Source organism: Nocardia sp. NPDC047654, from assembly GCF_043205035.1.
Taxonomy (GTDB): domain Bacteria; phylum Actinomycetota; class Actinomycetes; order Mycobacteriales; family Mycobacteriaceae; genus Nocardia.
Genome location: NZ_JBIDDF010000012.1, coordinates 137,844 through 159,865, shown reverse-complemented (window position 1 = coordinate 159,865; position 22,022 = coordinate 137,844). Strand labels below are relative to the sequence as shown.

General features: G+C 66.4%; 19 protein-coding genes. 11 read left to right on the top strand and 8 right to left on the bottom strand.

The window, feature by feature from the left end; all coding sequences use genetic code 11:
* Positions 1–288: 288 nt before the first annotated feature.
* On the bottom strand, positions 289–1,482 hold the full coding sequence (locus ACGF7Y_RS26240; protein ID WP_393237734.1) for a PucR family transcriptional regulator: 1,194 nt from the start codon (positions 1,480–1,482) through the stop codon (positions 289–291).
* 164 nt (positions 1,483–1,646) lie between these two features.
* On the opposite strand from ACGF7Y_RS26240, the gene ACGF7Y_RS26235 reads away from it, so the two are divergent.
* Both ACGF7Y_RS26235 and ACGF7Y_RS26230 read left to right on the top strand, forming a co-directional pair.
* Entirely contained in the window at positions 1,647–2,495 is an 849-nt protein-coding gene (locus ACGF7Y_RS26235; protein ID WP_393237731.1) for an alpha/beta hydrolase, read from the top strand.
* Positions 2,496–3,132: 637 nt separating this feature from the next.
* Entirely contained in the window at positions 3,133–3,702 is a 570-nt protein-coding gene (locus ACGF7Y_RS26230; protein ID WP_393237728.1) for a hemerythrin domain-containing protein, read from the top strand.
* Between the two features lie 108 nt (positions 3,703–3,810).
* Here the strand turns inward: ACGF7Y_RS26230 and ACGF7Y_RS26225 are convergent, their stop codons facing one another.
* Positions 3,811–4,836 carry an FAD-dependent oxidoreductase gene (locus ACGF7Y_RS26225; protein WP_393237725.1) on the bottom strand — a complete coding sequence of 342 codons (1,026 nt, stop codon included), beginning with the start codon at positions 4,834–4,836 and terminating at the stop codon, positions 3,811–3,813.
* 180 nt (positions 4,837–5,016) lie between these two features.
* A complete protein-coding gene (locus tag ACGF7Y_RS26220) occupies positions 5,017–6,072 on the bottom strand; it encodes an alpha/beta fold hydrolase (protein WP_393237722.1) in 1,056 nt (351 codons plus the stop codon).
* A gap of 311 nt (positions 6,073–6,383) precedes the next feature.
* On the opposite strand from ACGF7Y_RS26220, the gene ACGF7Y_RS26215 reads away from it, so the two are divergent.
* On the top strand, positions 6,384–6,764 hold the full coding sequence (locus ACGF7Y_RS26215; RefSeq protein WP_393237720.1) for an inorganic diphosphatase: 381 nt from the start codon (positions 6,384–6,386) through the stop codon (positions 6,762–6,764).
* 93 nt (positions 6,765–6,857) lie between these two features.
* Here the strand turns inward: ACGF7Y_RS26215 and ACGF7Y_RS26210 are convergent, their stop codons facing one another.
* On the bottom strand, positions 6,858–7,700 hold the full coding sequence (locus ACGF7Y_RS26210; protein WP_393237717.1) for an alpha/beta hydrolase: 843 nt from the start codon (positions 7,698–7,700) through the stop codon (positions 6,858–6,860).
* A gap of 528 nt (positions 7,701–8,228) precedes the next feature.
* Here ACGF7Y_RS26210 and ACGF7Y_RS26205 point away from each other — a divergent pair.
* On the top strand, positions 8,229–8,387 hold the full coding sequence (locus ACGF7Y_RS26205; protein ID WP_393237714.1) for a hypothetical protein: 159 nt from the start codon (positions 8,229–8,231) through the stop codon (positions 8,385–8,387).
* A gap of 116 nt (positions 8,388–8,503) precedes the next feature.
* Positions 8,504–9,517, top strand: a complete 1,014-nt coding sequence (locus tag ACGF7Y_RS26200) for a serine/threonine protein phosphatase (protein ID WP_393237712.1) — start codon at positions 8,504–8,506, stop codon at positions 9,515–9,517.
* 452 nt (positions 9,518–9,969) lie between these two features.
* On the opposite strand, the gene ACGF7Y_RS26195 is transcribed toward ACGF7Y_RS26200, so the two are convergent.
* The 3 genes from ACGF7Y_RS26195 to bla all read right to left on the bottom strand — a co-directional run bounded on the left by ACGF7Y_RS26195 (position 9,970) and on the right by bla (position 14,132).
* The gene (locus ACGF7Y_RS26195; protein WP_393237709.1) at positions 9,970–11,589 is read right to left on the bottom strand and encodes an ice-binding family protein; all 1,620 of its coding nucleotides are present in this window, start codon (positions 11,587–11,589) and stop codon (positions 9,970–9,972) included.
* A gap of 1,197 nt (positions 11,590–12,786) precedes the next feature.
* Entirely contained in the window at positions 12,787–12,960 is a 174-nt protein-coding gene (locus ACGF7Y_RS26190; RefSeq protein WP_393237706.1) for a hypothetical protein, read from the bottom strand.
* A 257-nt stretch (positions 12,961–13,217) separates the two neighbouring features.
* Positions 13,218–14,132: a class A beta-lactamase gene (gene bla, locus ACGF7Y_RS26185; RefSeq protein ID WP_393237928.1), complete on the bottom strand. Its 915-nt coding sequence runs from the start codon at positions 14,130–14,132 to the stop codon at positions 13,218–13,220.
* Positions 14,133–14,311: 179 nt separating this feature from the next.
* Between bla and ACGF7Y_RS26180 the strand changes: the two genes are divergently transcribed.
* Positions 14,312–15,187, top strand: coding sequence for a LysR family transcriptional regulator (locus ACGF7Y_RS26180; RefSeq protein ID WP_393237703.1), 876 nt, complete (start codon positions 14,312–14,314; stop codon positions 15,185–15,187).
* Positions 15,184–16,083, top strand: a complete 900-nt coding sequence (locus ACGF7Y_RS26175) for a serine hydrolase (RefSeq protein WP_393237700.1) — start codon at positions 15,184–15,186, stop codon at positions 16,081–16,083. The genes ACGF7Y_RS26180 and ACGF7Y_RS26175 overlap by 4 nt, the downstream gene beginning before the upstream one ends.
* Before the next feature lie 1,200 nt (positions 16,084–17,283).
* On the opposite strand, the gene ACGF7Y_RS26170 is transcribed toward ACGF7Y_RS26175, so the two are convergent.
* Positions 17,284–17,799 (bottom strand): CAP family protein, encoded by a 516-nt coding sequence (locus ACGF7Y_RS26170; protein WP_393237697.1) that lies wholly within the window; start codon positions 17,797–17,799, stop codon positions 17,284–17,286.
* A gap of 765 nt (positions 17,800–18,564) precedes the next feature.
* Here ACGF7Y_RS26170 and ACGF7Y_RS26165 point away from each other — a divergent pair.
* From ACGF7Y_RS26165 to ACGF7Y_RS26150, 4 genes are read left to right on the top strand one after another with little or no spacing between them, the layout of a single operon-like run.
* Positions 18,565–19,023, top strand: a complete 459-nt coding sequence (locus ACGF7Y_RS26165) for a hypothetical protein (protein WP_393237694.1) — start codon at positions 18,565–18,567, stop codon at positions 19,021–19,023.
* A gap of 29 nt (positions 19,024–19,052) precedes the next feature.
* Positions 19,053–19,934, top strand: coding sequence for a diiron oxygenase (locus ACGF7Y_RS26160; RefSeq protein ID WP_393237691.1), 882 nt, complete (start codon positions 19,053–19,055; stop codon positions 19,932–19,934).
* Between the two features lie 10 nt (positions 19,935–19,944).
* Positions 19,945–21,381: an FAD-dependent oxidoreductase gene (locus ACGF7Y_RS26155; protein WP_393237688.1), complete on the top strand. Its 1,437-nt coding sequence runs from the start codon at positions 19,945–19,947 to the stop codon at positions 21,379–21,381.
* A complete protein-coding gene (locus ACGF7Y_RS26150) occupies positions 21,362–21,952 on the top strand; it encodes a QsdR family transcriptional regulator (RefSeq protein WP_393237685.1) in 591 nt (196 codons plus the stop codon). The genes ACGF7Y_RS26155 and ACGF7Y_RS26150 overlap by 20 nt, the downstream gene beginning before the upstream one ends.
* Positions 21,953–22,022: the final 70 nt, after the last annotated feature.

Here is a 22,022-nt window from a genome sequence, read left to right as displayed (position 1 = left end):
ACCGCCACCCCGGTCACCCAGCTACGACGTCGGCCTTCCTGGACGCGGCACTAGGTCTCTGGTCGGCGGACCCGCGGCGAGCCGGACACCCGGTCGACCGAGCTTCGGATCGATTGGGAAGCAGCGCCTGGCATGCGGTGCTGGTCCCTCGGCACCGGTACCCGACTGGTCGCCGACCGATGCGCCCCGCAGCCCGGATCATGCAGCTCACCCGCACCTTGTGCAGTGCAGGGGAGAACTGCACCGAATCGGGCTGGTCGACGGGGTCTCGGCCGGGACCTGGCGGTGTCACAGCGGTCGTGTTGCGAGCACCGGCAGTGCTTCGAGCGCCGCGCCGAGATCGCGAACTGCCGCGGGATTCGTCAGCGATCGGCCGGTCAGTTCCTCGATTCGCCGCAACCGGTACCGCACGGAATTCGCGTGCAGGTAGAGGCGTTCACCGGTCCGCGCGGCGGAACCACCTGCGTCGAACCAGGTTTCGAGCGTCTCCAGCAATCGGGTCCGCTCCTCGTACGGCAGCGCGAGCAGCGGGCCGAGCCGGAGGCGGACCATTCGTTCGGCTTCGGCGGGGGCTGCCGCCATGAGCATCGCGAGGGGGTTGTCGTCGAATCGCGCGACGCCGAAGGCGCGTGTACCCAGCCCACTCACTGCCAGGCGGGCGAAACGCAGAGCTTGTGGCGTGTCGGTGAGCGCCTCGTAGGGCGGGCTCATACCGACGCGCGCGCGAGACTTGCGAAGTGTGCGGATCGCCGAATCTTCTCGGTGCTCGGGCACAGACAGAACACCGATTTGCTGGTCGGGCAGCAGCCGCCAGGCAGAAGTGATCTGCGCGCCGCGCAGTGCGGTCTCGATCCCTGGCAGCGCCTCGCGACCTGCGGCGGGGACGTCAGCTGCTACCACCACATAGCGTCCCGTGGGTGGCAGTCCGAGGATTCGGGTGGCTTCGCCCAGGGTGGCAGGGTCGGCGATGACGCCGGTGAACAACGCTTCTACGAGTACCGAGCGCTCGTGCTCGCGCTGGAGCATCAGTTCCGAACTCATCTCCCGGTAGGCGGCGGCGACGGCGACGGAGTACTCGCCCGAGAGCGCCCATACTTCCGCGGCGAGGTCGACCAGCATCACGTCGGTGACCGAGGGATGTCGGCGGGCTTCGGCGACCAGTTCCGACCACAGGAATTCGAACCCGATGCGGAAGGCATGCAGGGTTTCCGCCAACGGCACGCCTTGTCGGGCGCGCAGTCGCCCGGTCTCCTTGGGCGATTCGGGATCCAGCGGTGCGGTGGAGGTGAAGTGGCGGACCATGAGGGTGAGATTGCGGGTACAGGAGGTGTGGATCGTCTCGAACGGCACTTGGGTCTGGTTGCGATAGGTGTCGAGTTCGGCGACGAAGCGCTGAGCCAGGCGCAGCCCGAGTTCATCGATGCGCTCGAGCAGGATCGCGGCGACGTCGACGATCGCCCGTTGAGGCGTTGTTTTCGACATCTCCGCAGCTTACCGAGGGTCTGACTGTTCCAGGGAACAACAGTTCCCGGGCGATGTTGTTCGTGTGTCCATGGGTGGGAGCGACCGCGGGTGCGACGATTTCGTCCGTCTCGGTCCCGCGCCACACAAGCTCGTTCACACGAGCGGATCCACAGGAGTATCCGATGTCCACCTTCGCCGGCAGTGACGGCACAACCATCCACGTACACGAGTGGCGTCCGGCCGGGAGCGCAGCCCGCGGCGTCGTCCAAATTGCGCATGGCATGGGTGAATACGCCGGGCGCTACAGTCATCTCGCCGAACGATTGGTCGGCCTCGGGTTCGCCGTCTACGCCAACGACCACCGCGGCCACGGCCACAGCATGACGGGCGCCCCCGGCGATCTCGGCGACGACGGGTGGAATCTGCTGGTCGCGGATATGGCCACGCTGACGGCGATCCTGCGCGACAAGCACCCAGGGCTGCCGGTGATCCTGTTCGGGCACAGTCTCGGCTCGTTCGCCGTCCAGCAATATCTGCTCGACCACGCCCATCTCGTCGACGAGGTCGTGCTGTGTGGCACGACAGCCGTGGACGAGCTGTTCGCGAACATCGCCGCCGCTCGGGGTGACCTGCAGGCGTTGTTCAACCGGGACTTCGAGCCGACGCGCACGTCGGCCGACTGGCTGAGCCGCGACGAAGCTCAGGTCGACGCCTACCTGGCCCACCCGTGGTGCGGATTCGAACTCGACCCCGCCAACATGTCGCTGCTGGCCACCGTCGCTACCGAGCGGCTGGCGGAACCCAGGGGAATCCGTAGCGATCTGCCTCTCTACGTGATGGTCGGGGACGCCGACCCGCTCAACGACAAGCTGCGGCTGAGTGACCTTCAAGTCCAGCGTTACCGTGATGCCGGTCTGACCGACATCACCTACCGGATCTACCCGAACGCCCGCCACGAGATTCTCAACGAGCTCAACCGCGACGAAGTCGAGAACGATCTCATCGACTGGATCACCCGCGGCGAATCCTGACCCTGCTGCTAGGGGACCCCTAGCATAGGCGCGGCTCCGGGCGCTGCGGGGCCGCGAATCCTTCGTGTCGCCACGGACCCGCCGTCCAAAGCCGGACCGCCGATCGGGCCGTGAGCGTGCGGCCAGGCATCACGGTGCCGGCGGCGTGGAGTCGTCGCGGGCGCGGTCATCGAAATACCGGGTACTTGCTCCTCGGGAACCTTCGGCCCTGTGCGCTGAGCCGGGACGGTGGTGGTGCGTATGCCGAGCGGTTCGATTGCGAGAAAGCGAGGCAGGCAACAGCATTAGCGCGTGTCCGGTGGTCAGGCAGTGCAATCGCCCGCGTCCCGCTCCTGGAGTGGTCTGCGGGTAGGGGAGTCTGCGGGCTAGCGGAGCCCACCATGCCGGATATGTTCACGATCCGCGGTGCCGCCGAGCGCCGCAGCAGCGGTGACACCGCGTCGATGACGCGGATGACGTTGGGTGTCAGCTGTCGCGGGTCGACCTCGAAGACCGGTGGATCGCTCGGCGGTGCGTCAGCGGCGGGGCGGCTCGCCGATGGATTATCGTCGGCTTTCTGACGGACGCGCCGGCTGCCTCGAGCGCCGGTCTGCCCCGGCGTCCAGTACCGACCTCGAGTACGTATCAGGGAGGAATCGTGGACATTGCCGAGCTGATCCTCGATGACCACCATGAGCAGCGGCGGCTGTTCGCGATCCTGGAGCAGATCGACCCCGCGGAGGCCGACGCGCTTTCCGCGATCTGGAGCAGGCTGGCGGCCTTCCTCGAGCTGCACGCGCAGGCGGAGGAGGAGATCTTCTACCCAGCACTGCTGCAGGCGGGCATCGCGGCCCGGCGCGCGGGCGGTGTGGAAGACGAGACACTCGACGCCATCCACGACCACAACGAGATCAGGGACGCGATCGCCGAAGTGGCGCGTCATCAGGTCGGCACGGCGGCCTGGTACGCGGCCGTCGCGGCGGCGAACTCGGCCAACAGCGATCACATGGCCGAGGAAGAACGCGAGGGCCTCACCGACTTCCGCAGGCTGGCCGGATTGTCGCGCCGCCATCAGCTGGCCGTCGCCTTCGCCGCTTACGAGGCGCGGAACTACGCCGGCGTCGAGCCCGTCGACAAAGATCCCGTCAGCTATGTCCGGGCGGCGGAGAGGAAGCTGCCGACCGCTGCGAGCGGGTCGCTGAATGTCGGCACGCTGAAGCGGAACTGACTCGGCAGTCCGGCCGCGGCAGTCAGGGGCCGCCGCGCCGCCAGCGCCGGACCCCGAGCCGAGGTGGTGTGAATCCGTGGCAAACGGGTGCTCGAGCGGCAAGGACGTCTAGTTCTCGGTGCGGCGATAGGGCGGAACGACCCGCTCCCGATCGGCGGCGATCTGCCGCCGCCGGGCCGCCATCGCATCCGCGGGGGAGGAGCCGGTGGACAGCGCGCGAAAGAGCGCTGCCGCGTCCTCGATCGCGTCACGCGCCCCGACTCCTTCAGCGGGTGTGATGGCGTGATCGGCGTCGCCGCACAGGATCACCGGAAGCCGTGGAGCAGCGGCGGCGGCGAAGGGGACGTTGCGCGCATTCGAGACATGCACGCTCTCCGTCTCGGTCAACAGAAGATTCACCACGTCGGAGACGCCCGGGGCGACCGTTCGAATGAGTTCCGCCCACTCCGCTACCGGATGGAAGCCGATGTTCTCGGCGGGAAGAGGCGGGCGGGTGACTCTGGCGAACCAGACGGAAAGTCCTTCGTCCCAGAAGTGGCCGAAAGCGCCCGCCGGACGGCCGTCCGCACCGATCCGGCCGTCGAAATGCAGCACCGTGCTCTTGGTGCGCAACGCTAGGGCACGCTCGGTACGGCCGTAGAACACAATCTGCCCGGCGTACTCGGGTGTTCGCTCCGGCTCGATCCGGCGGCGGGCGAGGGAGTCGATGCCGTCGGCCGCGATGACGACGTCATCGGTAGGCAGCCGGGTAGGGCCGCTGTAGAGCACACCTTGGTCGACATCGGTTACCGCAGTGCCGTAATGGAATTCCGACGCTGTAGCAGCGGCGAATTCGATCAACACCGACATGAGTTCGGCGCGCAGGTACAGCCGATGACCACGGCTCGGCCCGAAACGCGCTTCGCGCGGCTGGTATTCGACCCGAAGGGCATCCACTGGATGAGCGACCTCGTCCAGCCGGTCGGCGGGCACGCCGAGGCCGGTCAGCGCGGCATGCGCTCGGTCGTCCAGCACCAGGAACGCACCGGCGCCGACCGATGGCTGACTCTCGTATACCCGGGCCGGAATGCCTTCCCTCCCAAGAGCTCCGGCGAGAGCGGTCCCTGCGATTCCTCCGCCGATGATGGTGACCATGCACTCAGCGTAGAGCGACATCTGATGAGCCACTGCCGATCCCCGCATCGACAGCGCAGCGCCTCGGCGGTTCTGCCACCGACGAGGTCGATGTGGCTCTGTCGCGACCGGGCTCAGGAGCACGGTGAGTAGCAGGCCGGCGCCACGATTCCCGATCCGGCCGCCGCTGTTCGGGCTGTGCTACCGAGCGAACCGCGCGATGTCTTCCGCGACGCGCTCCGGTGCTTCGAAGGGGAACGCGTGACTGAGCCCGGGGTAGATCAGCAATTCCGAACCGTCGATGTAGCTATGGAGCACGCTGGAGTTGGCGGCGGGTTCTTGCTCGTCGTTTTCAGCACCCAAGATGAGGGTGGGCAGCCGCAGGGCGGGCAGGCCGCTGACGACGTTGGTGGTGGGGTCGACGAGCCATCCGGTCATCGCGGCGCGTTGACGGTTGAGGCCGCTCAGGTTCACCCCGACCCGGTCGGGACGCAGAGCTGTTCGTCGACTCCACGCAGCCAGGGCGTCGGGGTGGCCGCTGAAGTACAGTGGGATGACCTGGTCGGCAGGCACAAGCGGGTCGAATGCCGGCATGCCCCGGACCAGACCGGGCAGGTCGGGCAGCACCTGCTGTGATCCACCGGGGCCGGTACCCATCAAAATCAGCGCGCCGACGTCGTCGGGATGGTCCACGGCCATGCGTTGGGCGACGAATCCTCCGAGGGAGTAGCCCACGACGGTGGGTCGGTTCAGGTGGAGAGCCCGGATCAGGCCAGAGGCCTGATCCGAGAGTTGCGGGACGGTCGAAACCACCGAGGACCCGGCTGGGGTCCGTCCCACGCCGTCGGAGTCGAAGATGACGACGTGATTGGTCGCGGCCAGTCGGTCGAGCAGCGCCGGGTCCCAGTCGTCCATGCTGAATCCGAGACACGGCGTCAGCAGGAGGGTCGGTCCGTGTCCGAAGCTGCGGTAGGCGATCGGCAACCCCGCGACGGTGGCGACGTGGGTGGGTGCTGTCAACGACGGTGACCGGTCGAAGTGCTCAGCCGTTGTCGAGTCGATGTCGGTGTGGGCGGGCCGACCGGCCGTGGGGGCGGCGTCAGCGGCGGCGGGAGCGATCAGCAGCATGCTGGTGGCCAGGACCGCGACGACGGCCAGGGCGGGTGTTGGGTGTCGCGAGGTGAGCCGACCACGGCGGGGCGTCGGCCCGCGGTCGGGCGTTGCCGGTGTTGGCTGCGGCGGGTGAAAAGCGGACATGTCGGCTCCTTGTGGCTCCGGACGGGCGGGGTCGAGGCTGTGCTGCGGTGGGACCAGCCGAATGCGTTGAACTGCGTTCTGCGTCCTGCTCACCTCACGACCTCTGCCTTCTTTCGGCTGAGTGGTCGTGCTGGCTATAAGAGATGCCAACGACCCGAAAGGATTCACTGTGGCTTTCCGCTGTCAGCTCCAACCAGGCTGCGCGGGGTTGGCCGCGACGCCGGCAGCCGGTGAGGTGCTCGAAACCGAACGGCGCTACCGAACTCCGCAGGCAGCCACATGACGCTCGGCCGCCTGACTAGTCTGCGACTATGACCGCCCCAGACCCCATCGAGGAATCCGGCTCGCTGAGATCGGCGCGGCAGTTCCTCGGCCGAACAGTGGATCTCACCATCGACCGGCCCTTTGGAAGCCTCCACCCGACCTGCGGATTCCTCTACCGGACCAACTACGGCTACGTCCCCGGCACACTCGCACCCGACGGCGAGGAACTCGACGCCTACTACCTGGGCCCCGCCGAACCGATGACCTCAGCACGCGGGACCTGCGTCGGCATCATCCACCGGCTCTACGACGATGACGACAAGCTCATCGCCGTCCCCGACAACAGCGCCGCCCTCGACGATGCCGCCATCGCGGCCGCCGTCGAGTTCCAGGAGACCGCCGGGCAGTACATCATCATCAGGCCCTGAACCCACCGCGTCTCCGACTTCTCGAACCCCGCCGCGCACAACCCGGCCGACGTCCTTGACGAAAATCGGGACACCCCCGGACGATGCCGGCCACTACAACACCGTTCCGACCGGAGACACGGGCAGACGGGCGGTATGCGCGAGGATCGCGGCGGCCAGCTCCTCGTGTACTTCCGGCGGCAGCGTGTGGCCCATGCCCGCCACGATCATCAACTGGGCCCCAGGTATCCGCTCGGCGATGATCGCGCCGTGGCCCGGCTTGACCGGCTCGTGGCTGCCCTCGATGACCAGCGTGGGCGCCTTCACCTGACGCAGCACGCCCACCGGCTCGAAGTCCGGCTCGGCCGCTGCGGCCAGCCGGTGGTTGACCACCGCGGACAAGTCGCGGGCCCGGTCGTAGATCCGTTCCTGCAGCCGACGGGCCGCATCTTCGTCGAACGGCAGTCCGGTGCCGTGCAGCAGGCGCTGCTCGGCGATCATGCCGTCGATCCGGGCGGGCCGACCCTGGGGCGGTGGGCCGGCGATCAGTGCGCGGTAGAAGGACGTGAACTCCGGCGTCGGCTCGGGCAGGCTCCCCTCGGGTTGTGGCTGCCCCGTCAGAGCCCGCATGAGCACCTGACCTTCGCCGCCGCCGAGCGGGGAGGAGCCGATGACGGTCAGCGACCGCACCCGTTCCGGCTGCTCCACCGCAACGAACTGGGCGAGCAGGCCGCCCGCCGAGTGGGCTACCAGGTGCGCGCTCTCCAGACCGTGGGCGTCCATGACGCGGTACACGTCGTTCTTGATGTCGTCCCACGTGTACGGATCCGCCGCGAAGTCGACGGCGTCCGGCATTCCGGTGTCACGGTGGTCGTACCGGATGACACGGCGGCCTCCGGCGACAAGGCGGCCGACGAACTCGTCCGGCCACAGGATGCCCTGAGACATCGACCCCATGATCAACAGGATCGGCGCATCTGTCTCGGCGCCGAACTCTTCACTCCAAATGTTGACGTCTCGCATATGTCCGAGATCGTCCTTCCGGCCGGGGTCCGGCCTCATCGAAGATATTCACGGCACGACCGGGATTCGCCGAGCGCCGGGATGCGGATGTGTCAGGCGGGGGATGTCCTTCCGCTGTGCGCCGGATCAGGTCACCATCCGGATCGCCGGGTCCGGAGGCTGATGCGGCCGGGTCGCGCTACCTGGCCCCGCGCCTGCCGTGCCGGGTCCATCCGTTGTTGGCAGGGGTGCCAGCCCGCGGAGGCATGGGGCGAGCCACGAAACGCTGCTGGTTGTTCGGAATCTGGTGAGTGCTGTGCTGCTTTCGCATATCGGTCGTGCCTTTCGTGAATCGGTGGAGTCCGAGCTTTCGGCGGAGCGGACGAGCGCCCTCATCCTTACCGCCTCCATCGTAGTACTCCATACGAAGTGGTTTGAACATAGTGCTACACATGGAGTGGTGTCAAGTAGTTCGTCCGAATCTTGGAGGCCGCCGGATCGAAAGGAGGCACGCTCGAGTGGAACCGGATACGTCCGGGGGATGCCGGAGATGACCTGCCCATCGGCGAGCAGGCCCGCGTACTCACCGCTGCCCACGCCTACACGGTCGACCGGTCGGTCGCCGTGATCCGCACCGAATGAGATCACCGCCGATCCGACAACCGGGTCGGACATGCGCCCTCACCCCGGGGCGGGGGTCCTGGCTGGGCCGCCTCGCCGCAAGCGGTCAACCACCCGGTCGGTGGCAGAATCGTGCGATGACAGCTGCCAGAAGCGATCACCACCGCAGACTCTCGGCTTTCCTGGCTTCCCACAGCGACATCGAGCTCGCCGAGCTCCTGGACACGGGTCGGTCCAACAGCGTGGGAGTGGGCGGCGGTACGGCAGTCCTGGACGTCGACGGCGTGTCGGTGTTCGCCAAGCGCATCCCGCTGACCGATCGAGAACTCGCCCACCGGGGCTCCACCGCGAACCTGTTCGACCTGCCGGTGTTCTGCCAGTACGGCGTCGGCGGCCCGAGCTTCAACGCATGGCGCGAGCTGGCCGCGAACATCATCGTCACCGACGGCGTTCTGGCGGGCGAGACACAGTCGTTCCCGATGCTCTACCACTGGCGGGTGTTGCCCGGCCGGTCACAAGTCGCCGCCGAACACGCCGACGTCGACACGGTGGTCGCCGCCTATGGCGGCTGCCCAGCCGTGCGTGCCCGTCTCGAAGCGCTGGCCGCCGCACCATCCAGCCTCGTGCTGTTCTGCGAATACATTCCGCACCCGATCCCGGACTGGCTGAGCGAGAACCCGGCGAGTAAAGCCGCCGCGGTCGAGCGGCAGTTCTCAGAGATTGTGACGTTCCTGCGCGATCGGGAGCTGCTGCACATGGACGGACACTTCGGCAACCTGCGCGCCGACGGCGAGCGGATCTATCTCAGCGACTTCGGGCTGGCTACCTCACCACATTTCGATCTGTCGCCCGCCGAGCGTGACTTCGCCGAACGCCACGCCACTCACGACGCCGACTACGCCGCCATGCGACTGGTCAACTGGCTGGTGACAGACGTCTGCGGAATGCCGATGCCGACCAGCGGCGGCCCCATCGCCCGCAATGAGTATGTACTCCGGTGCGCCACTAACCACATCCCAGACGACGTGCCGCCAGTCGCGGCCGCGCTCCTGACCCGGCACGCACCTACCGCCGCGAAGATGAACGCCTTCTACTGGAAATTGTTCGGCGGCGACCTCCACGCGGAATATCCGGGTCCGGTTGAGGGATAGTGACATTCGAACCAGATCCGGCGTCGGTTGGGGCCGGTCGGCCGGATACCCCGCCGCGACCAGCCACCGCCGTCCAGATCGTGATCGATGCGGCGGACGTCGAGTCAGCGGGACGCAACCCCGCGCGGGCGCGGTGCGGTGAGTAGTTCGGCGAGGGCGCGCACTCGCGTCGACCAGGCAATCTCGCGGTGGCCGAAGCTCGTTGGTGGGTACGGTTCGCGACTGATCAGCCGACTCGCCCAATAGCATGCGTTTGCGGAGACGTTGCCGGTCGGGGAGCGGGGGTGGCTGGTTCGCGCGGGAATTAGCGCCGGGGGACTCCGTTCCAATTGCCTCCACCCCGTAGCAGCGGATCCGGGATATGTCGCGGCTACCCGCACCCCGATACGCCCCTGTCCGCGCGCCTTCGGGCGCGCGGACAGGGGTCGGAGTTCCTTTCGAGGGGTTGGGGCTCAGACGGCCGTGATGGTGTTGGTGTCCAGGGTGACCGCGCCGTTGAGGGCCAAGACACCCCCGTTCACGGTGGCGCCGGTTGTCACCGTGTCCGAGGTGAAGGTCAGGATCTTCCCGGCGAAATTGCTGCTGGCGCCCAGTGTGGCCGAGCTACCGACTTGCCAGAACACGTTGTTCGCGGTGGCACCGTTGATGAGGTTCACGGTGCTGTTCGCTCCGGTGATCAGTGTCGTCCCGGCCTGGAAGATGAACACCGCGTTCGGATTGCCTTGCCCGTCGAGGGTGACGGTGCCGTTGAGGCCGATCCCGCCAGTTGCCTTATAGACGCCGGAGGTCAGGGTTTGTCCGGCGAGATCGGCGACCACGAAAGCGGTGGGCGTGCGGCTCGCCGCGTCGAGGTAGGCAGCCTGCAGATCGGTGTGTGCCTGCGCCGCGACCAAGTCCCCGGCATGGATCGCTCCGCCGGTCACCGTTCCCGGGGGGAATCCGGTCACTGCGGTGCCCGGGCTGACACCCAGGTTCCCGGTGATGGCCGTGGCTCCGGCGTTGGTGACCGTCGAGGCACCCAGCACCGCGAACGATGCGGCTGTCCCCAAATTGACCGGCGCCAAACCCGAAGTGTAGGTGAACGAGACACCGTTGCTGGTTCCGCCGGGGGTGGTGACGGTGACCTGCACTGTCCCAGCTGCATGGGCTGGGGTGAGCACGGTGATCTGGGTGTCGGAGTTCACGGTGAACAGGGTCGCCGGTGTCCCACCGAAACTCACCGCGGTGGCGCCGGTCAATCCTGTGCCGGTGAGCACAACCACCGTGCCACCGCTCGGCGGCCCCGAACTCGGAGTGACGCTGATGAGGGTGGGCACCGCGATATAGGTGAACGAGACACCGTTGCTGGTTCCGCCGGGGGTGGTGACGGTGACCTGCACTGTCCCAGCTGCATGGGCTGGGGTGAGCACGGTGATCTGGGTGTCGGAGTTCACGGTGAACAGGGTCGCCGGTGTCCCACCGAAACTCACCGCGGTGGCGCCGGTCAATCCTGTGCCGGTGAGCACAACCACCGTGCCACCGCTCGGCGGCCCCGAACTCGGAGTGACGCTGGCGAGGGTGGGCACCGCGATATAGGTGAACGAGACACCGTTACTGGTGCCCACCGCGGTGGTGACGGTGACCTGCACCGTTCCAGCGGAATGGGCAGGTGCCACCGCCGTGATCTGCGTCGGCGAGTTGACCGTGAACGAGGTCGCCGGTGTGCCACCGAAACTCACCGCGGTGGCGCCGGTCAAGTTCGTCCCGGTGAGCACGACCGTCGTCCCACCGGCTGCCGACCCCGAAGCCGGATTGATGCTGGTCAAGGTAGGAAGCCCACCACCATAGGTGTAGGGCAGCGGGTTGCTCGTGCCGTCCAGCAGTGCCTGTACGGTGACGTTCACCGTGCCGGTTCCGGGCGGTGCGATGGCCGTGATCTGGGTATCGGAGTTGATGGCGAATGTCGTTGCGTTCGTGCCGAACCGGACCGTCAAGGGACCGACATTGGCGAATCCGGAGCCGGTGATGATTACAGAGTTGAGGCCCGCTGGAGGACCGAAAGAGGGGTTCAGCGAGGTGATGACAGGTGCCATTTTCTTACCTTCTATTCAGAAAAACGTGAAAAGGGTTCCCACGCAGCAGCACAGGCCTGATTCTTGCTATGCCGCTAATACCAGTAGTCCTCCGGTGGAGGCATTTTGGCAATGCATTCCCGGTCCGTTTTCGTCCGGTTTTGTCCGTTTTCGACTCCGGCAGTTAGCTGTTGGGAAACTAGAAATCAGGGGTGATGTTGTCGCCCGGTTTCGATGGGGCATCTTGGTGTGGTCGATCCATCGGCCATCGCTTCCTTACCGATGTCGCGGAAGCTCGGACGCATGGTGCCTGATGAGGCGAGCAGCGCTTGGGCGCCGACTTCGCGAACCGTACCCGGTGGGTAGATGTTTCGAGGCAGGCTCGGCCGAGGCCGCCGAAGCGGCTACTGAGATCCTCTTGGTAGGCACGCCGGTAGCGGGAAGCGTCACCAGCGTGCCTGGCCGAAATGTACGGAGAGGTCTGATCGGGGATACTTCTATCACTTGCCATTCGGCAGTTCGGGATGTTTGCTTGATCTGAAAAGTGGGCGCGACGGCATGGGTGGCTGACACCAACTTCCGCGAACGATCACGAGACATGATCTCCGTAACGTCGAGGCCTTACCAAGGCGCAAGAAAAGGCGCGTTCGCGGCAGTGTATTTCATGCCGGTCGGCGATCTATGGCGAGGTTCGTACTGCCCACATGAGAGATCTTGAAATTCGGATGGCGGGCATTGGAGATCTTCTGGGAATTCTGACAATTGACGATCGGCTTGCATCCGACGGCCTCGCGCGGCTACGTATCTCCAGCAGCAGACTCGGGTGCGCATGTTGTGGTCCGACAATGCTTGCTGAGGTCGGCGGCAAGCCTGCGGGGACCGGCGACCCAGCTGCCGATGCCTCACGTGACCTACGACTGTGCGCCAACCGCGTTCAGCGAGGCTCTTGTAGTTGATCTCGACTATGCGTCAAGGCTGGGCCCGACCGCCTACCACCTCAATAGACTTCCCAGCCCGGAACAGTGGGCAGTTTGTCGGCATGGTTGCGGATCCCATGCTGGGCAGCTTGAATCGGTGCCATAGGCGAATCTGCGTCATGCCTATGGATCGGCCGGTGACGTACCGGAGCTGCTGCGCCAACTGCAGTCCGGCACCGGGGACGAGGCAGCGCGGGGCACACGGAGGAGCCACAGGTCAGGCTGTGTGAGGAGCCACAGGTCAGGCTGTGTGCGGCAACGGCCTGCGTTGCGGCCGGCAGCGCCACACCAGCGCTCGCTCCCGCGCGAACAGAAGCCCGGCCAGCAGCGCGATCACCGTGACGGGTAACCAGTAGCGCTTCTTCTTCCAGCGCCGCTGTGGGTCGGCGAGCGAAACATCTCCGGGCTCCGGCATGCCGAGATCCCTTGCGGGTTTGCGACGCAACCGGCGAGTGTGGATCGAACGAACGCCGTTGATACTGCGCGCCTTGGCTTTTCGGATCATCGGTATGAACCGGCCGGGGTGGGAGCCGGCCGAGTTCCACGTCGAAGGGTCACAGACCCGCAGCGAACCGAAAGGCGGCCATCCCCCGGAAGTGGTCGGTGACGTCGGCACGGTGGAGTGGGAGCGGACCGTGGCGCCACCGGGTGGCCGCCGACTGGCCGGTTCGTCTATCCGAGCGCACCAACCGCGGCGCGGGCGGCCTCGGCGACGAGAGGGTTGTCGGCTTCGGCGCTCTGCTCGAATTTCGCGGACAGCACGGCGATGACCAGCGGGGCGCGTCCGGGCGGCCAAGCGATCGCGACGTCGAGCGCGCCGCCGTAAGCGGGGCTGCCGGTCTTGTCGCCGACGGTCCAGCCGGCAGGCAGCCCGGCACGAATGCGTGCGTCCCCCGTCTTGGCGGCGACCAGCCACGACTTCAATCGCGCTCGCTCGGGTTCGGCGAGAATGTCGCCGAGGACGAGGTTGCGGTAGTCGGTGGCGAGGGCGGCGGCTGTGGTGGTGTCCCGCTCGTCGCCGGGGACGGCGGTGTTCAACTCGGGCTCCCAGCGGTCCAGGCGGGAGGCGGTGTCGCCGATGGACCGCAGGAACGCGGTGAAGCCTTCCGGGCCGCCGAGAAGCTTCAGCAGCTGGTTGCCCGCGGTGTTGTCGGACAGGGTGATCGTGGCATCGCACAGCTCGGCGACGGTCATGCCGGTATCGACATGCTTCTCGGTGACCGGCGAGTTGGCGACGAGTTCGGACCGGGAGTAGTGGATCACCTGATCGAAATAGCCCGTTGCCAGAGGATGGTCGCGCAGGAGGGCCCCGCACGCGAGACCTTTGAACGTGGAGGCGATCAAGAATCTCTCCCCGTCTCGATGGACAACGGTGCGGCCGGTGCCGGTGTCGATCGCATACACACCCAGTCGTGCGGAGTGTGTCGTCTCCATCTCGGCGAACGACGGAATCGTGGCAGCGGGTGTGGTGTCCGAGGCCGCTGGCGCATCGGCGCCGGACCCGCACGCGGCGGTGGCCAGGGAGAGCGCGGACACCGCCACAGCGGCGAGGAGCCGGCGACGACCGAACGAGGAACGGTGAGCAATGTCGGAAAGGGTCACTGCCGCACCACATCATCGACGCCGCCGCCGACGCCAATATCCGGCTGCGGCGTGGACGAGTCGACTTGGATATCGTCGCAGGTTCGCCCGCGGTTCGGCGCCGGTCGGAGTGCTTGGTGGGCCGGCGGAACCGATGTCCGCGAATTCGCTGGTTCAATGGCCGCATGGACCTGATCCGCCACCTTCGGTTCTTCGTCTCCATCGCGGAGGAAGGGCACTTCGGCAGGGCGGCGGCCGCGCTGGACATGACCCAGCCACCGCTGTCGCAGGGACTTCGGCGGCTCGAACAGCATCTCGGCGTCGACCTCATCCACCGCACCCGGCAGGGGGCCGTGCTCACCTCGGCCGGTCTGCAGCTGCTCCCGCGCGCTCGGCTGCTCGTGGACGACGCCGAGCGCCTGCTCGCCGAGTCGCACCGCATCGCGAGTGCCCACGGCGCCGTGCACTGGGGCGCGACCGCGGCGTTGCCCGACCGGGTGGTCACGGCGTGTGTGGGCGCGCTGCGCACGGCGGTCGTCCCGGATACCGCGGTGTCCACGACGGTGGGCGCCAGCGTCGACCTGGTCGCCGATGTGCGCTCGGGACTGTGCGACGTCGCCGTGGTCGAGCATCCCGCGCTGGTCGACGGTGTCGAGGTCCGCCCGGTCGTCAGGATTCCGCGGTGGCTCGTGGTGCCGTCGGATCATCGCAGCGCCGGCGCCGAACGCCCCACCTTCCCCATGCTCGCCGGACTGAGTTTCGCCTGCCCGCCACGTGCCACCAATCCTCCTGCCTTCGACACCGTTGTGGATCTGTTGCGCGAGCGGGGCCTGGACGCACCGATCGTGCCCGCGCCCGACGATCGGACCGTGTTCGCGGCGGTGGCGGCTGGCACGAGCTTCGGGCTCACCGCCGTACCTCCGTCGTCCGCGCCCGGCGTGACCTGGCTGCGCATCGCGCCGCAGGCGGTCGCCCTGCGAGTCCGCGTCGTCCACCGTCCGGGCGCTGATGCCCATGCCGATGCCGTCGACCGGGTGCTGTATCGGGAGCGGCTGCGATGAGCACCGCCGAGGACAGGATCCGCGCCGTGTTCGCCGACGCGGGATGCAGCGGCTGGCTGCACGCCCGCCGGTGCGACGGCTCCGCGACCGAGATCTCCGTGGGCGGCGCCGAGCGGGTGGTGCTCGCGTCGGTGTACAAATTGCCGCTGTTCGTCGCGTTCTGCCGCCTCGTCGACGCCGGGCGCCTCGATCCTGCCACCCGGCTGACGGTGACACCGTCCGATTGCACGCCGGGGCCCACCGGCATCGCCGTCATGCGCGACCCGGTGACCATGAGCCTGCGCGACCTCGCGACGTCGATGATGACCGTCTCCGACAACGCCGCGGCCGATGTTCTGCTCGGCGCGACGGGCCTCGGCGCGGTAGAGGGCCTGCTGGACGATCTCGGCCTCACCCGCACCCGGATCGTGGGCGGCACCGCCGACCTGCACCGCAGCCTCGTCCGCGACACCGACACCCACACCACCGCCGAAGCGTTCGCCGTGCTGGCCGAGAACGACGACGCATGGTCGGTGTCGGCGTACGACCCGTCGTACACGAGCGCGACGACACCGGAGGAAATGACCCGTCTCCTGCGCGCGCTGTGGAGCGGCGCGGTGCTGTCCGACCAGCAGACCGAATTCGTCCGCACCGTCATGCGCCACCAAGTCTGGCCGCACCGCGTCACCGCCGGATTCCCCTACCGCAGTGTGGCGGTCGCAGGCAAAACCGGAACCATCGGGGTCATCCGCAACGAGGTAGCGGTCGTCGAATTTCCCGGCGAGCACCCCGTCGCGGTCGCAATATTCACCCGGGCGGCCCGCGCGGATCCCCACCTGCCCGTTGTCGACGCCGCCATCGCTGAAACCGCCCGCATCGCCGTCACCGAACTCCGCCTCCCCTTACCGCAAGGGTGACGTCACGATTCCGCGCACATCTTTCCGACGTCTCCCGCCGAGGACAGCGGCTGGCTCATCGACAGAAGGGGTGCACGATGCGCAAGACTTTCGCGATCCCATCGACGGACCTGTTTCTCACGTGCGGCCAACACCTCGCCCTGGTCCACTGGACCGCCATCATGCAGATGACCCCACGACAGAGCCGGCAGCTCAGAAAAGCGGGCACTGTTGCGCACGCTAGGTGTACGACATGTATTCGATTCTCGCGCTGCGAATTTCGCCGACGCAGGTCGCGAAGCTGTGCACTTCGGAATCAGCAGCGATCTGATCCAGGTCACCTCGGTGTCGCGGTTACGGGCGACCCGGACCAATCGTCACCAGCGCGTTGCTGCAACAGCACCTGCTGCCCGGCCGTAGACTGGATCCCAGCCTCTGCCAGCGCCTCTCACCGAACGTAATCGATGCACGGCGAGCCCCCTATCTGCTTGTTGTACAACGTTTCCCGCATAAACCAGGCGGTATGCCGGGTCCGGATTCGCGTGTGTGGCCGCATCGAGCACGAGCGTCATGGTCATCGAGGTCGAGGTGCACTAGCCGAGGCGGCTTGCCAGGGATCCCTGCAAGCCCGAGACAACTTGGCTACGAATCACATTCTAGTGCAACGCAATACAGTGTGACGTGGTTTTGAACCGTCCCGCCCGATGGAGATCGGTTCGACGAAGTCGCCTTCGCGGGTCCGCGCCCCACGGGTCGTTTCGATCGGCGTCGGTGAGATGTAACTCGGTCGCACCGACAGGGTTCTTGTCGGTAGGGGAGGGCAGCGAGACGATCACGGCATCGGCTTCCACCGAGCCGGGCGCGGCTCCAGCCATTGCCACCGTGGTCATAGTCGCCATCCACGCGACTGTCACCATGTCCATACGTCGTCGTAACCCTCTGCGCGCCAGCACATTCCCCGAGTTCATTCGGCCAACGAACCGCAACCTACAAGTCCGCGGCCACCGCGTCCGAGCCGAGAACTCTGACGCCGATCCTTTCACCGAATGCCCCGTCGGTCACAGCAGCGTGTGCCGCGACAGGGATCGCCGCGCCCCGAACTGCTGACGCCGCCGTGCGGAGATCCGCGGTTCTTCGCCGCGGGGCCGGGGACACTGCTGTCCTCCAGCTGTGGCGACTACCTACCCAAGCGCGCCTTACCTGTGCCGTTCCTCCTGTGGTTCACTCGCGGGGGCCCACGTTCTGCTGGAACCGCCCCTGCTGATTACCAGGTGGGGTGTATTGGGCGACGAAGAATCTGGCCGGGTAACCCGGGAAGATCGTGCCTGCCGGACAGTCGGCGACAGCTGCGGTGACCTGCGTAGTGGACTTCCACACCACCTGGGTGAAATGGCCGGTTCCGGTGGAAAACGTCGGGTTGTTGTAGTTGTACTGGGATGCTTCTTGCATCCACGCCGCCACTGCCTCGTTGATGCCGGCGTTCGAATCTGTGACGGCATAGATGTTTTCGCCGTATCGACCCTGCGGGTCCGAGTGCTGGAACACGCAGGCCTTGGCCCATGCCACCGTGTCGGCGTACAGAGCGGGGTCCCATGTCAGCTCGGGCGCGCCGTAGTGCATCCGCGCTTGGTTGTGGGATGCGAGAACCTGGTCGCTCCAGGCATCCGCGTGAGCCGGACCGGGACTCGACACCACCCCGACAACGACGGCCGCAACCGCTGTCCACGACAATTTCATGAAAATCCTTTCTGTTCGCAACCCGCGGCGTCAGCGACGTTCCGAACCGCAGGAACCCATCATGTGGACGGGACGCGTGATCCGGGCCGCCGCATTGCGGGCACCGATAACTGTCACAATGGAGTACCAGCAGTCCCGGGTCTGCGTTCTCTCTCGTGAGCCGCCGGAGCACTGCGAACGGCAGCGCCGGCAAGACACTGGCAACCTGAACCAGCGGGGCCTACGACCGTGCGTATGTACTCAGGCCGGTAACTGTTGAGCACTTTCTGCTGAGGCCGTGAACTCCGCGGTCGCGACGGAGCGGATCGAACCGCTGTACGTGCGGCCGAATCCGGGGCGTGACGTCCCCGGCTCGGGTCGCCAAACCATCCTGATCGAGCAGCGCGCCAGTGCTCAGGTGTTGACGGTGGTGAAGTATTCGAGGAGGCCTTTCGGTACTTCGCAGCGGAGAGCTGCGGGTATGCGGGGGAAGTGTGCGACGGATGAGGCGACTCGGAGTTGAGTCCGACGTCGGGTTCGTATACCTATATGCCCTTCTCTGGCGTGAGTCAAGGGCGTCTCGCCGCTCGGGGGTGGGTCGCGGCCGCGGCCGACGAACGCCAAGTGGGCCCTGATACCACTCAAGTTGCTACAAATCAAGGATTGTGAAACACACCAGCGAAGTGTTTCATGATGTGTACCCCGTCGGCGAACGAGGTGTTCCGCGCATCTTCACGCCGTTGTGGGATCGAACGCTCTGCCGCGCAACAAGTTTCGAGGAGAACAATGAAGTGCATCCTCCCCCGGACGCGAAAGCCGCTCGGGCAACGGGTGACCTCCGCCGTGTTCACAGCGGTACCGGTGGCCAGCCCGCTGGTCGGCGTAGGCGTCGCCCGAGCCGAGGATCCCGGCGTTGCGAGCCTGCCCGGAGATGTGGTCCGTGTCGAGACGTCCGAGTTCGATCTCGTCCCGGGGACGCGGCCGCTGGCGGCATTCGCCGTCGGGACGGTGGGAATGGGCGATCAGTGCGCGCCCTCGGCGACGGGTGGTCCGGGGGAGATCGGCGGCGTGCCGGAGAAGGGCTGGGCGGTCGCGGTCACCGACTACCTAGGAAATGCGGTGGAAGGACATGCGATTCCGTTGGCCGGCCACATCACCGCAGCCGTGCTCGGCGGCAACGCGGCATTGGATTGGCTCGGGCGCAGGTCGGCAGGCCAACCGGCGCCAGGAAATTGTACGAGCTGACACGGTCAGCGCGAGCGGGAAGAGCTGCAATGGCTGTACCTGAACATTCCGCGCCGGTGTACGAGGATCTTCTCCGGTCGGCGCAACGCCTCTCGTTCGATCTGCGACGGATCGACCTCGAGGACTCCGATCGCGATCGTCACGGCATGACTCCCGAGTGGTCCCCGCTCTTCGGTACGCCAACCTGGACGCGCATGCCCGAAGCCGCCAGGAGGGAACTGACAAGATGCGAGGTAGCCCACTATCTGGGCGTGGCGATCTGGCTCGAAGTCGCGCTGCAAATCGTCTTGCTGCGCCGGAATCACAGCGCCGATCCGACGCGGCCGGATGTGAAATTCCTGTTCAACGAGTGTGCCGATGAGAATCTGCACTCGCTCATGTTCGCCGATGCGATCGACCGGCTGGGGGCAGGACACTATCGCCTGGATCGCTCGCTGATCTTCACCGGTTGGTTGTTCCGGAACTTCGCGTGGGGTGAAATCGCCTACGCGATCGTGCTGGCAGGCGAGGAGATGTTCGATGTCATGCAGCGAGACTGGATGGCTGACGACAGGGTCGCGGAGACGGTGCGTCGCACCTCGTACGTGCATGTGGTCGAGGAATCGCGGCATATGGCGTTCGCCCGCCAGAGAATTCGAGACCACCTGGAGCGAATATCGCGGACGCGACGCTGTCTCAGCACGATACTCATCGCAGTCGGCACGCACCTCATAGCCAAAGGCCTGATCAACCGACGGATATACCGTGGCCTCGGCATGGAATGGCGGTCGGTCAGAGCGGAAATCGGCCGCAATGAACATCACCGAATGATGTACCGGCGGGCCGCGGCGCCGCTGGTGGCCTTTTTGGACGAAGAAGATCTGCTGAACGGGTTCGCGCGATGGATCTATCGCAAGTCGAACCTTCTCTGAACGGATAGCCATGACCCACGTCATCCTCGGGCACTGCTGCAAAGATGCTTCCTGCGTCCGCGTGTGCCCCCAGAACTGCATCCGGCCGACACCGGAAGACCCGGACTTCGGCATCGTCGAACACCTCTACATCGACCCGGCCACCTGCATCGACTGCTCCGCATGCGTCCAAGCCTGCCCCGCGGGAGCCATTCGAGCGGACAGCGAACTCACCGATTCGCAGCGCCTCTACGCGCGGCGCACTCGCGATTTCTTCGCCGACCTTCCCGGGGCCCGGTCGCGTGTCCCGAGACCTCTCGGCCTCCCGCAGGCGTTCCAACGGGCCGGCGGACCGTTGCGGGTCGCCGTCGTCGGCGGCGGAGCCGCTGCCATGTATACGGTGCGCGAACTGCTGCAACGATCGAGCTCGATTCGGATCACCGTGTTCGAACAGCACACCGAGGTCGGAGGGCTGCTTCGCACGGCGGTGTCCTCGGATCACCGCGGTATCCGGAACATGATCCGACTGTTCGATGTCCCATTCTCCGACGACAGGGTGGAGACACGGACGAATATCCGCGTAGGTCTGGAGGTGTCGATCGCTGCTCTCCGACGGGAGTTCGATGTGGTCATCCTGGCTTTCGGCGCTTCCAGTCCGCGCGCAGTCGGAGAATCATCGATACCCGGTGCGCATCAGGCGATCACCGTTCTGTCGGCAGCGAACAGCGCTGCCCGGCAAGGTATCGCCGCACGGCTGCTCCGGGGCCCGACGGCCTTGATCGTGGGGGGCGGCAACGTCGCGTTGGATGTCGCGGCGGCGATCGCCAAGCGGCACATCGCCACCCGTGCCGGCGAGCCGATCACACAGGTGGTCGTGGTCGCTCGGTCGCCGGTCCAGCGCCCGTCTTTCACATTCTCGGCTGTGCACGAACTGGCCGAACTCGACATCGACTTGAGCATCGCCCCCGACGGGGCGCCACCCGATACCGGCTCTGCCGACCCCGTGCAGCGGTTGTTCGCCGAGCTGGCCGGTAATCCGAGGCCGAGGACGCGTTCCCGGAAAATGGCGGTCAGTCTGTGGTTCGGAAACGAGGTCACGTCGCTGCGTGCGGTCGGCGGTCGCGTCCAGCTGAAAACCGCCGGACAACGAACATTCATCGCTGATTCCGTCATCTACGCGACAGGTTTCACCTCTGCCCCGATGACCGGTGTTCCGTTCACCGACGACGGGGTCGTTTCGAACCGCCGCGGCAGAGTCGTCTCCGCGGACACCGGTGCGCCGATCGCCGGGCTATACGTGGTGGGCTGGGCCAAGCGCGGCGCCCGCGGCGGTGTCGGCGACAACCGTCGATGTGCTGTCGAAACGGTTGAGCGGATCGTCGCCGACCAGAAGAACATCGGTGAGAGCGACAGCGGTCAGGGGCCGACGTCGGCATACGGTATGGGACATGCCGGTGGCCAAAGATGACATAGTCCAGCGTGCGGTCGCCTCCATTGTGGCGGGACAACGTCTCGATCTCAGCACGCTGGCAACCGAGTTGCATATTTCCCGAGCCACGCTGTTCCGCCGGGTCGGCAACCGCGATCAACTCCTGAGCGCGGCGTTGTGGTGGCTGGCTGAGCGAAGTCTGGCCACATCGGCCGAACGTTGGCGGCAGGCATGGGGGGATCGGGTGCGCGATCGGGACGGTGTACTGCGGAGTGTGTGGATCATGACCGATCACGCGGCTCGTGCCGGTAGGGACCCGGCGCTGCAGAAATTGCTGGCCGAGGAGCCGGTGACCGCTATTCGGGCGCTGACCGATCCGATGGGCGCGATGCAGCCGCAGATGGTCACCGCGGTACGGACATTGCTCGAGCGAGACGTCGCCGCCGGCGGTTTGCGTCCGCTGGTAGATCTGGACACTCTCGCTTACGGAGTGGTCCGGCTGGGCGAGTCGATTCTCTACGCCGACATCGTCGCTGGTCGCCGGGCGAGCGTGGCCGCGGCCTCGACACTGGTCACCGCGCTCGTCGACGGGGCGCTACAGGCGGGCTGAGCACAGCGGAGGGCCTTGTGGCGAGGCCTCCGCCCAAAGCCTCCGCCCAAAATATTGAAGCTGACATCAT